The organism is Planctopirus limnophila DSM 3776, assembly GCF_000092105.1.
Lineage (GTDB): Bacteria > Planctomycetota > Planctomycetia > Planctomycetales > Planctomycetaceae > Planctopirus > Planctopirus limnophila.
Window position 1 is genome coordinate 3,595,796 of record NC_014148.1, and the last position, 11,482, is coordinate 3,607,277.

Here is an 11,482-nt window from a genome sequence, read left to right on the forward strand (position 1 = left end):
CAAAACACCCGGCTGCATGACGCAGTCGGGTGTTTTTTACTTTGCATGGCTGTTTGGGATCTGCAAAGAACCTCAGCCAGGACTTGTTCAATCCACCAGTAATCTCTCGAAACAGAGCTTCCCTACTTCACCACAAAGTTAATGCTGCTGCTGGTGACTCGACCCGAAAGCTCATCATGGACCGTCAACTTCAGTGAGTGCGGGCCCAGTGGCATCTTCTCGGGAATCGTGAACTGGTAATTGTGGAAGTAATCTCGCCGTTCATTACGGCACAAATCTTCTGTTGGTGGGAACTCGATCTGATGCCGGATTTCACCAGCGGGGCTGATGATGTCAATCTTGGAGCGAAGGAGTGTTCGATACTGGCCTTCCGGTGTCAGTTCACTCTGGAAATTCTCCGCCTCGGCATAAACCAGCACTTCCTGCCCGGGTCGGAATTCATCGCGTGGGAACTTCTCGTAGTTGCCAAAGTACCAGATCTGCTTGCAGAAACAGACATTGCGAAGCTCCAGTCGAGCCATCTGTTTGAGCTTGGAAACACCCGCCTGGAATTGGGCCACTGCCTGGCTGGCGCGATCAGCCGTCTGTGGAATCTGCTTGCTGTCAAAGTAATTCGATAACCCCCAGAGCATCTGCTGCCAGAACTCCTGTTCGGAGGCGGAAATACCGGGAATTGCCGCCATCGCCCGCTCTGGTCGATCAGCCATCAGATATAACAACCGCAGATAAACGTGCTGGCGCAGGTAGTAATCGCGACTCTCGGGCGATTCCCCGCGTGTTAACAGGTTGACGGAAGCTTCCGTCTGGCTAATGAGTTGATCGAGCGAATCACCCCCGGCAGAACTGAAACCCGGTTGGGAACTACCAACACTGGAACTCCCCGTGGCTGAGACTCTGGTCACAGGTGACTGAACCACACCAAACTTTCCGGCTGGCCCTAATGTCGCATGAGCAGCCGGTGCGGAAGTATTCCGGGAAGCGGTCTGATTCGTGACAGATTCCTGATAACTTTGTGGCTGAATCGGTCCAGAGGTTCCCGAGGTTTGATCGGAAGAGGTTTGATCCACCCGATAGAATGCACTTTGCGCTCGTTCTTTTGTTCCCGCAGCCACCTCATGGCGAGCCTGCTCAACTCCCATGCCGGAAGCCGGCTGGTGAGCTTCGAGGTCACGATGCTGGGCCAGTTGTATCGCTGAACGCCTGGAGCGCTGCAGATCATCCGGGCCACCTCTTGTCCCGGCTCCGTTTTCTGTTTCGCTATTTGCCCAGGGCGAGGCATTCCCCATGCCACTGTTCGCTGCTTGAGGTTTTTGCGTATTGGTCGAATGCCCCCATGCGGGTGCAGAACCTTGAGGTAAGCCTGATCCCTGAGCAGAGGCGACACCGTCAGCCCAGGGTGGATTTCCCGGTGGATTCGCTTCGGATTGCCGGGCGGTGAGCTGCAATGACATTCGGCGAGCCTGCAGAATCTGAGGCACAACGGCTGGATCGACCTTCTTGAGCTGGTCGTACCAATAAGCCCGTTCTTCCGCATTCGCACCCGCTAATTCCTGATCGATCAGCTTTAAAGTGGCAGGAGACATTCCTCCCGCTCCCGTTGCAGAAGAACTGCCCGCATCGACATTCTTCGCGACTGAATGCTGGGCCGATGGTGCAGGCTCGATGGGCATCTCCGGCGCTGCCGAAGTTGTCACCTTCTGGCTGCGAGAGGCCTGAAACGGCGATTCAGCAGGATCAGTTTTGGCTTCAAGAGGTCCATCGGCTTTGGCCAGGAGCTTCTCAGGATCGACGATCTTGACAGGGCTCGATGACTTTTTCTCGACTGGATCTGTCTTCGCTGAAGTCACACTCTTTTCATTCGACGGCTGCTTTTCCGGCTTGTTCCAAACCAGGCGCGGCCCACCCGTGGTGTTGCAACCCACAGGCAAAATCAGACATCCGAAACACACCAACCAGGCAGCACCCCACACCCTTTGGCGCGGGTTCAAGGCATCCTGGTTTGAAGGCTTCTGGAACATCTCAAATCCATTTGTTTTCAGGCGGGAAATCCTGATTTCGAAATCGCTGCAAAAGCGATCTCTCAAGCCGATGGAAATGCATCAAACGCACTTCATCACTTGAGTGACAAGATTCTTCGATTGTTGGAAGGCGTTAAAAACAGTTGACTGATGCCCGGGATGTCCAACAGCAGATTTCAAGATTGCTGAGCGACTTTGGCACCAGACCATACAAGGCGGGAAGGTCAATTGAGTTGAAAGCAAGGCCACGCGAATAAATCGCAAAGAAACAAATTAACGAGATGTGAAGTGAAGAGAAGTGATTGATGGCGAGAAGGGACAGACTTCGTAATGGTCGACTGCCAGAAATAGATCATCCGGGCAATCGACCATGAGAAGAAGTAATTCAGGGAGATGTAATTCAGTCTGAAAAGTTCAGCAACCCCAAAAAATTGACCAGGAAAAACTGCTTAAATAGTGCCTGAATCTAAGGGGTTTCGGCAGCTTTCTCGGGAGGTGGGCCAGCAACTCGCCGGCGCGGAGGATCCAGAAATCGATAACCCGTGTTCGGATTGTTCGCGTCATAGGCATAAGCCTCATGATGATCCAGAAACAGCTTCAAATAAGCGGCAGGAATGGCAAATCCGAGCCCTTCAGCAAACAACAGCTTCATATTGGTCACACCGACCACTTCACCCCGGCTATTAAAAAGTGGCCCACCACTATTGCCAGGATTAATATCTGCTGTCGTCTGAATATAGACCAGGCCTTTGACATTGCGGTTACGCGTACTCACAATCCCCTGCGAAACAGAGCGTTCCAGCCCGAGGGGATTTCCAATGGCAAAAACTTCATCTCCTTCACGCTCATCATCAGCTTCAGTGAGATAGACCGGCTTAAACTTCAAATCGTCCTGCTTAGGGATCTCCAACAGGGCCAGATCAAAAAACGGGTTGAGGGCCACAATCCGCACGTTATCGATCCGACGCCTCGCAAATTCCCCACCAGCTGCCTGATGAAAAATCGTGACCGCAATACGCGTCTCTTTTTCGATGACATGGCAGTTCGTCACACAAAATCCACGGTCATTGATGATAAAGCCCGAGCCCAATCCTCCCGGCGTCTGGACCAGCACCACACCTTCACCATACTTTTGAGACAGATCCTTAATGCTCGCACGGGGCAACTCGGCTGTCTGATACAACTTTTTCGTCTGTCCCGGAAGCGGTGTATTAACAGATGCCGCCCCTTCCGCCTTGATCACTTCCCGCCGGCGGATCTGATTCAGCGGAATCTTCACGATATCCACGCCAATATCCAGGTAGAGGGCTCCGTCCTGTTCTTTCAGAACATCCCCTTCGAGCTTCTGTCCCGTCCGCAGTTCAATCACCTCACCAGCACTGACCAGTGGCAATGAACTCGACACGAAGGCAACCGCCAGACTCATCACCCATAAGGCTCGTCTCAGCGTCAGGATTTGTGGGCGACTCGCAACTAAAGTCTGCATGTTCTTCATGTTTTCAGCCTGATTCGTCTGATGAAATATGACGCTCACTGCTCACTCCAACCACGCAGCCACCAGAATGCCATGAATAGAATTACGTCGCCAGATCACGAATCCGCAAAACGATAATCATTATGGCAATCCGAACAGGTCTTGTTCACTTTATCGAGAGCCTGCTGGAACTTGCCAAAATCCATTTCCTTGGCAGCACTCGATGCGTCTCTGGAGGCATTAATCATATTCTGAGCATGTTTCTTATAGTCATCTTCTTCGCCTGAATCGTAAGTCGAGTCAGCAGCCACGACCGACAGTGCCAGCAAAACGATCGTTTCATGCTGCACCGTCTCCTGCTCGGATTTGAGTTTACCCTCAGTTGTGATGTTGCTTTTGAGCCAGTCAAACGCCTTCTGCATGCGGACCATCACCCCCGCGCGACTGGCCGACTCGCCGAACGTCTTTTTCTCTTCCGCGTTCCCCACATCGGGTGGAACACTCCCCGAAAGGACAGATGTCAGTTTTTCAAACACAGCCGTCGTTTTGTCAAAACCTTCTTTACCGAGTGCCTTCGACGATTCGCGCAACTGCCCGCCCAGTTCACGGACAAACTTGGCGTTGGCCTTCCACGACAGATCATCCGGGTGTCGCTCAACGATTGCCCCCAGTGCCGCAATCACGGCACCATCCGCCTGAATATCCTTGTAGTTCCCCGAATAGGTGCCAGCCGATTGCAATTGTTGCGTCAGTCGGTTCCGGATGCGTTTCATTTCATCCTGAAGTTCATCCGAACTGATGGTCTGCTTCCAATCGACACTGCCCCCTGCTGCGACAGCTGGCGATGCGGCGGCAGGTGCTGCCGGAGTGACCGCAGGGGCAGCCGTATTATTCGCCTGTGCCATTGCTGGAGCAGGATTCGCTGCACCAGTGCTCTGATTATTCGCTGCGATCGCCAGCGGATCATCAAACCAGACATCGTAAGGAATATCCCCCAGCCACTTCCTGCCCCCAGCCGACTTAATTGCACCTTCTTCAGGCCGTTGTTCGGAAGCATTGCTCTGAGCGACAGTCGATCCCTGGTTGGTGGCTTGAGCCGGCACTGCCGTCTGTACTGGAGCGGCTGTCCCTTCGGGTGTGGCTGGTGCTCGGGAACCGCATCCCGTACTCGTGAATATCGCGAGGCTTGCCACAGTCAGACCGACTGACAGTGAAAAATGACGTTTGAACCATCGGGAACTGTCCCGCCAGCCGGATGACTGCTGCATAGATGCGACACTTTTTTGTAAATCGAGAGACGTCATGGAAATGTGACACTCAGCCAAAATGACTTGATTCAGGTTCAATCCTCTTGAGTATGACCCGCCCACACTCAGGCAGCAAGAACAGACTGGTTGGATCACCGATTTGGTTTTTCTCCCAGCATTGGCCGGACGCTCGATTCAGGTTCTCTCATTGCTGCGAAATGCACGAACAATTCCAGAGAGCTCAAACGTCTCTTCCTGATTGGACGCGGCGAAGAGACCTGAAGTTCCGCAAGATCTTCAAGGATGATTCTTCACCGCTTAAAAACATTCCATAATCCACCCACTGCTGACTGTGGCTCTTTCTCAGAAAAAATCTGATCCATAAGTTCAGTGACGATGTCATCAGCACTCTTTGAATCTGCCTCGGCGGTGTAACGCAACAGCAGTCGATGACGCAGTACGGCTGGAGCCAGTGCCCTGAGATCTTCCACACCAACGATGGGTTGCCCATGGATCGCAGCCCGGGCCTTGGCTGCCATCACCAGTGCCTGGCCTGCTCTTGGCCCGGCTCCCCATTGCACATACTTTCGGATCTGCTCCGGGGCACTTGCATCCTGAGGCCTGGTCGCCCGACATAAGCGCATAGCGTATTCCAGTACATAATCGGCCACGGGAATCCGCCGTACCAGTCCCTGAAACTCACTCCATTCGCTGGCAGAAATCACCTGGGAAACCTGGCGAGGTTCTGCCCGATTGGTCTGCCTCAGAATTTCAAACTCTTCTTCAGCATCCGGGTAATCGACACGAATCTGCAGCAGAAATCGATCGAGCTGTGCTTCGGGAAGTGGATACGTGCCTTCCTGCTCAATCGGGTTTTGTGTCGCCAGCACAAAAAAGGGATTGGGGAGTACATGCCGCTGGCCACCTGCCGTGACTTGCCGCTCCTGCATGGCCTCCAGCAGTGCGGCCTGTGTTTTCGGTGGAGTGCGATTGATCTCATCGGCCAGTAGAACATTGACGAAGACCGGCCCGGGTCGAAATTGAAACAGCCTTTGGCCAGTTTGCCTGTCTTCCTGCAACACCTCCGTCCCGGTGATATCCGCCGGCATCAAATCGGGTGTGAACTGAATTCTTCCAAAGGTCAGATCCAGAGTCTGCGCCAAAGATCGCACCATGAGCGTCTTCGCCAGCCCGGGAACACCCACCAGAAGGGCATGGCCTGAAGAAAGCATCGCCACAAACAGTTCTTCGAGAACCTCGTTTTGCCCGACAATCACTCGATTTAGTTCATGCCGGATGCACTGCCACGCCTGTGACAATCGTCGCAGGCACTCGATATCTGCCTCTGAGCCTCGTTCTTCGTCCAACGATTCCTTTGTAGGCTCAGACGCACTTTTCCGAGGATCGAATTCCTCAGGGACACCCCGGTTCAAACTCTCTTCAAACAACCGCGAGTCGTCTTCAGGCATCAGCCCATCCTCTCACACATTGATCACAGTGACGGCGGACAGTCTGACGACATTCAGCGATACGCTGCCCGGTCGCCTGTGACCGACAATCTGCCGATTCCCAAATGCTGACTCAGCGGCCGTCACGAATTCCTTGGCAATCAACTTCAATACATCACTCAGAAGTTTTCCTGCCAGACTGACATGACCGCCCCCTGCGATGCAAGTCGTCAACCATCAATTCCCATCGGAGAGATACTCGCCACGCCTGCTGGTTGGGGCGCCTCCATCGACCGGCCGAAAACTCCCTATTGCCCTGCCAGCCTGAGAGATCTATCGTTTTTGGCACACGGGATGCCTTCCTTCAGCATCGCAACAAAGGAATCGGCTAAGGATGGAGAAGCCAAATTGCCTGAATTGACCTCTCGCGATGTCGCCATTTTACAGAGTTTGCCCTCGGGAGCTGAGGGTAACCAAAGAGCACAACTCCAGAACCAAAAACACGTTACACCGTCTTTCGCTCTGTTTCTGGCAAGTCTCGTTCTCGTAGGATCGCTTCTGGCCTCGGGATTGTCCATTTACGCCGCCCCTCCTCTTCATGTCGATCTCTCCACCGAAGTCGAGCCACCCGTTTCGGCAATGCTGCCACTTCCTGCAGCACCACTCGAAATGGCCATGTGGGCACCGGAGCCGATTGAAGGCTCTCTGGTGATTGCCGGTGGTGGCGTACTCCCTCCTGCGATTTTTGAAAAGTTTATGGAACTGGCGGGTGATTCGAAGGCACGGCTGGTCATCATTCCCACAGCCAGCATTTACGCGGGAACTCACGAGATTGAACCTAAGATCGACCCCTGGCGGCATCGAAATGCTGCCAGTGTCCACGTCCTGCATACCCGCTCGCGGGATGAAGCCAACTCCGAAGAGTTTTCCCAAATTCTGGATCAGGCCACGGGAGTCTGGTTCATGGGGGGCAATCAAAACTGGATCACCAGTGTCTACGCCGAAACTCGTACTGAAGCACGCCTGCGTGCACTGCTCCAGCGAGGCGGTGTGATTGGTGGGACATCTGCCGGTGCAGCTATCATGTCGCAAGTCATGATTACCGGCGGGAAATACTACCCCCAACTGGGTGAAGGGCTCGGCTTCCTCCAAGGTGTGGTCGTCGATCAGCACTTCCTGAAGAGACAACGTGAGACGCGTCTGAAGTCGGCCCTCACACTTCGCCCCGGCCATGTCGGTGTAGGTATCGACGAAGGGACAGCTCTGGTTGTTCAAGGTCGCCGGTTTGATGTCGTGGGTGAATCTGAGGTCGTCGTTTATCTCCCGGAAAATTCCCGCAAACCACTCAAAGAAACCCGCATTTCCCATGGACGCTCGACAGATTTTGTGACCTTGTGCCGAGCGGCCATCGAACGCGCCGCTGAAGACAAACAGCCACTTGATCTTTCCCGGTCGGCTATCGCGAAAACGCAGGTTCCGCAGGGCACACTGGTCATTGTGGGTGGCGGTGCAACTCCAGCGGCTGCCATCGAGCGCTTCATCGAAGCTGCCGGTGGCCCGGAAGCCCCGATGGTGGTTGTGAGTAATGCCTTGGGAGACGAAGCCCCGCCTGCCTCACAAGTCGTCAACTGGTTAACAAAAGCCGGTGCCCGTCATGTGAGCCAGTTGCATACGTCCTCCCGAGCCGAAGCTCACGATCCCGAGAAGGCCAAACTTCTGGAAACAGCCCGAGGGGTCTGGTTTACGGGTGGTCGCCAATGGCGGCTGGTTGACCGTTATCTCGACACGCCGATGCTGAGCCACTTTCAGAATGTGCTCAAACGAGGAGGCGTTATTGGCGGTACTTCCGCAGGTGCCTCGATTCAAGGGAGCTATCTCGTACGTGGTAATCCGGACGGAAATCGAGAAATCAGTGCCGAAGGTTACGAACGCGGCTTTGGTTTTCTCCCTGGCGTGGCGATCGATCAACATTTTTCCGAGCGACAGCGACTGGCCGATCTGGTCAGCCTCAAGACCCGGTACCCAGAACTGGTGGCCATGGGGATTGACGAATCGACGGCAGTGATCGTCAAAGGGACTCAACTCGAAGTCATCGGGAAGCAGACAGTAACCATTCTCGACCGAACTGAGTCTCATGATTCATCCGGCAGCGAACGGAGACTCGAACCCGCTGTCGTCCGCTCAGGGGAAGCCTATGACTTTGCCAGCCAGAAACGAATCGCTATCGCAGACAAGTCAGCTCAGGTTGATTCTCCTGCCGTCACGATCAATTCGAGCTCGATCAATGTGACAGAGAATAAATCATCCGAGGCTGTCGATCTTGAGAAAGATTTGGCCTTGCCAGCCACCGGCAACTCGCCCCCAGCACTCAAGCGACCCGCGATGCGCAATTCAGCAGGCCAATAAAGATTTGAACAGAGCGGCAGGTATTCGATTTTCAGGCATGCTTGCTCCGAGCCGCAAGCATGTTACACAAAGCGCGTTAAATCGTGAAAACCGTACCAATGATTCAGCTCTTGAGATCTTCGAACAGTGGTGTTGAAAGATAACGCTCACCTGGACTGCACAGCACAGTAACAATTGTTTTGCCTGCATACGCCGGTCGTGAAGCGACTTTTGCAGCGGCACAGACATTGGCACCACTGCTGATTCCGACGAACAGTCCTTCTTCTCTTGCCAGTCGGCGAGACCATTCGAACGCTTCGTCGTTGGTCACCGTGATCACTTCATCGATCAGCCGCGTATCAAGGTTTTTGGGAATGAAACCCGCACCAATTCCCTGAATTTTATGGATACCCGGGCCCCCACCGCTGAGCACTGCCGAATGCACAGGCTCGACAGCGATCGCCTTGAATACGGGATTGTGGCGGCGGATGAATCTCGTGACCCCCGTAATCGTACCACCGGTCCCCACTCCCGTCACAATGGCATCGACTACCCCGGCACTGTCGGCCCAGATCTCAGGGCCAGTTGTGGCCTCGTGAATCGCCGGGTTCGCGGGATTTTCAAACTGCTGAGGCATCCAGGTCTGTTCGCTGGCCAAGACCAGTTCATGAGCCCTGGCAATTGCCCCCTTCATCCCCTCAGCAGCTGGTGTGAGCACCAATTCGGCGCCCAGCGCCTTGAGTAGAATTCGCCGCTCGGCTGACATCGACTCAGGCATGGTTAATGTCAGTCGGTAGCCTCTGGAAGCACAAAGAAATGCCAACGCGATCCCCGTATTGCCACTGGTTGGTTCGATGATATGTGTGGATCGGTTTAACTGGCCAGCCTTCTCGGCGGCGTCAATCATGGCTTTGCCAATTCGGTCTTTGACACTGCCCAATGGCTGGAAAAACTCACATTTTCCGAGAACTGTCGCTCCTCCCTGAGAGGCAGTCTTCAGTTTGACCAGCGGAGTACGGCCAATCGTTTCCGTAATGTCGTTGAACACGCTTCCGTCGGGCATACCCATCAACTCTTTTCAGTCTGATGAACTCTAACGATAGAAAACCTAACCACCCGTTCCATCGATATCGATTGAAAGCCGCCTCATACAAAGACCTGACATCAAGGCTGTGTGAGGCAGTCAGATGCCATCTCCACTGGCGAGTTCCAGAGCAAACACTTCGTGATCCTCGACGGGATCAAGATCAATCAGTCGCGCCAGCGTCATGTTGTCGAGATAACGGGAAGCAAAGTTGCGAATCTCCAGCAGCACTCGGCGAAAGCGGCATAATCTCGCTTGAGAACATGGGCGATGAGCCGAAGTTGAGACACATGGCGAGGGAGCAATCACACCATCAAAAAAGCGAATGACCTGCCCCATAGTGATCTGCTCCGGAGGCTGAGCAAGAACATATCCGCCCTTTCGTCCCGGCGAACTCTCGATCCACCCCTGGGATTTCAGATCCAGAACAATATGTTCCAGAAACCGCTTGGGAGCATCATTCATTCGTGCCAACTCACTGAGCGAAATGGGACTTTCGCCAAACCTGGCTGCCAGCGTGATGAGTATCCGCAAGGCATAATCTGCTTTTCGAGAGAGTTTCACCTGAGGACCTCAACACAAATAATTTATCTATCACCATATTTATCGTGTTTTATTTCTCTCGAAAAGAGGCTTGCCAGATTTTTTTTAGGAATTCCCTTAATCACATGCAGAAAAACAACTTAGGACAAAAGCATCCAGTCGAAAACAAACAACCTGAAATACCCATTCCCCCAAAACCAACCCAGGGGGTTGATTTCCGGCAATTCCTGACGTATTCTCTCAAGCGTAAACACCACCAAGTCGATGATATATTCGTGACCGGCGAAACCTTTCTGAAACCAAGTTGAGAAATCATGGCACGCAACCGGCTGACCTCACCTGACCTGTTCGATCTGCAAGCAACTCTCCGTTTGCCTCTGGATCGAACAGCGGGTTGTCAGGCATCCGAGGAAATGCTGCCTGCAAATAGCCGCTGGCTGATGACCGGCTCGCATGCACCGGTTTCTTCCGTGGAAATTCCCGCATGGGCTCGGCCGATTTATGAAGCCGCTTTCCTGACAGCTCGCATCAAGGTCCGCAATCGAAAAGTTCTCGATGCCGCCCTCACCGGTACGATGATCAACTGAATTCTCGACAGTTTGCTCTGCAACAATCAGCCTCTCCCTAGATACAAGAAGAGCCGGAACCCAAGCAGGGAACCGGCTCATCTTGTATTTGAAACGCGACTCAATTGAATTTGTGCGAACTCATAAATCTCGGAAGCATTCAGCTTCCTGGCGGCGAAAGATCCATTCGCAGATTAACGACTGACTCACATTCGCCGCCCTAATCCCCGCAAGGGGCCGCAAGGGGTTAGCAGCAGCAGACGGGCATGCCGTTGAAGCAGATGCAGCAGGTGCAGCCGCAGGCGACGAGAGCACAGCACTGATCGCAGCAGGCCTGAATCATTTTGCAGCAGTCAGCATCGCCCGAAGTGCAGGTAATGCAGCAGCCATCGACTGTGGTCTCGCAAACGCACTTGCACATCGAAAGGTTGCAGCAGCAGACGCAGTTCCCATTCTGCACGCAGCAGACACTGCATAAGCAACCGGCCGATTGAGCACAGAGGGCCTGAATCATGTTGCAGGTCAGTTCGTCGTCACACTTGCAGACGATCTTCATACCGCCAGCACACTTCTCAAGGGTAATTTTACACTTGGGAACTGTGAGGCAGTTGATCTGTGGTGCGGGAACTGCAGAAACCGGTGTGGCAGTGATTGGAGCAGTGGCTGTTGTCATGTCATCAATCCTTTAAAGCTCAAGACGAACATAAGTGACTCGCT

The 11,482-nt window shown here is 53.6% G+C and carries 9 protein-coding genes; 2 read left to right on the forward strand and 7 right to left on the reverse strand.

The genetic code is table 11. The features are described 5' to 3' along the window. Window positions 1–122 precede the first annotated feature (122 nt). The 4 genes from PLIM_RS14240 to PLIM_RS14255 all read right to left on the reverse strand — a co-directional run bounded on the left by PLIM_RS14240 (window position 123) and on the right by PLIM_RS14255 (window position 6,106). Window positions 123–2,018 (reverse strand): hypothetical protein, encoded by a 1,896-nt coding sequence (locus PLIM_RS14240; protein ID WP_013111025.1) that lies wholly within the window; start codon window positions 2,016–2,018, stop codon window positions 123–125. Window positions 2,019–2,484: 466 nt separating this feature from the next. Further along, window positions 2,485–3,504 carry a S1C family serine protease gene (locus PLIM_RS14245; RefSeq protein WP_052301692.1) on the reverse strand — a complete coding sequence of 340 codons (1,020 nt, stop codon included), beginning with the start codon at window positions 3,502–3,504 and terminating at the stop codon, window positions 2,485–2,487. A gap of 104 nt (window positions 3,505–3,608) precedes the next feature. Next, window positions 3,609–4,760, reverse strand: coding sequence for a cytochrome c (locus tag PLIM_RS14250; RefSeq protein WP_148227121.1), 1,152 nt, complete (start codon window positions 4,758–4,760; stop codon window positions 3,609–3,611). 290 nt (window positions 4,761–5,050) lie between these two features. Further along, entirely contained in the window at window positions 5,051–6,106 is a 1,056-nt protein-coding gene (locus tag PLIM_RS14255) for an AAA family ATPase (RefSeq protein ID WP_013111028.1), read from the reverse strand. A 489-nt stretch (window positions 6,107–6,595) separates the two neighbouring features. Between PLIM_RS14255 and PLIM_RS23010 the strand changes: the two genes are divergently transcribed. Beyond that, window positions 6,596–8,593 carry a cyanophycinase gene (locus PLIM_RS23010; protein ID WP_196349454.1) on the forward strand — a complete coding sequence of 666 codons (1,998 nt, stop codon included), beginning with the start codon at window positions 6,596–6,598 and terminating at the stop codon, window positions 8,591–8,593. A 103-nt stretch (window positions 8,594–8,696) separates the two neighbouring features. Here the strand turns inward: PLIM_RS23010 and cysK are convergent, their stop codons facing one another. After that, entirely contained in the window at window positions 8,697–9,635 is a 939-nt protein-coding gene (gene cysK, locus PLIM_RS14275) for a cysteine synthase A (protein WP_013111030.1), read from the reverse strand. Window positions 9,636–9,755: 120 nt separating this feature from the next. Beyond that, window positions 9,756–10,220, reverse strand: coding sequence for an RrF2 family transcriptional regulator (locus tag PLIM_RS14280; protein WP_013111031.1), 465 nt, complete (start codon window positions 10,218–10,220; stop codon window positions 9,756–9,758). A gap of 293 nt (window positions 10,221–10,513) precedes the next feature. Between PLIM_RS14280 and PLIM_RS14290 the strand changes: the two genes are divergently transcribed. Then, the gene (locus PLIM_RS14290; RefSeq protein ID WP_013111033.1) at window positions 10,514–10,786 is read left to right on the forward strand and encodes a hypothetical protein; all 273 of its coding nucleotides are present in this window, start codon (window positions 10,514–10,516) and stop codon (window positions 10,784–10,786) included. Between the two features lie 226 nt (window positions 10,787–11,012). Here PLIM_RS14290 and PLIM_RS14295 read toward each other — a convergent pair whose 3' ends face one another. Further along, window positions 11,013–11,438, reverse strand: a complete 426-nt coding sequence (locus tag PLIM_RS14295) for a hypothetical protein (protein WP_052301589.1) — start codon at window positions 11,436–11,438, stop codon at window positions 11,013–11,015. Window positions 11,439–11,482: the final 44 nt, after the last annotated feature.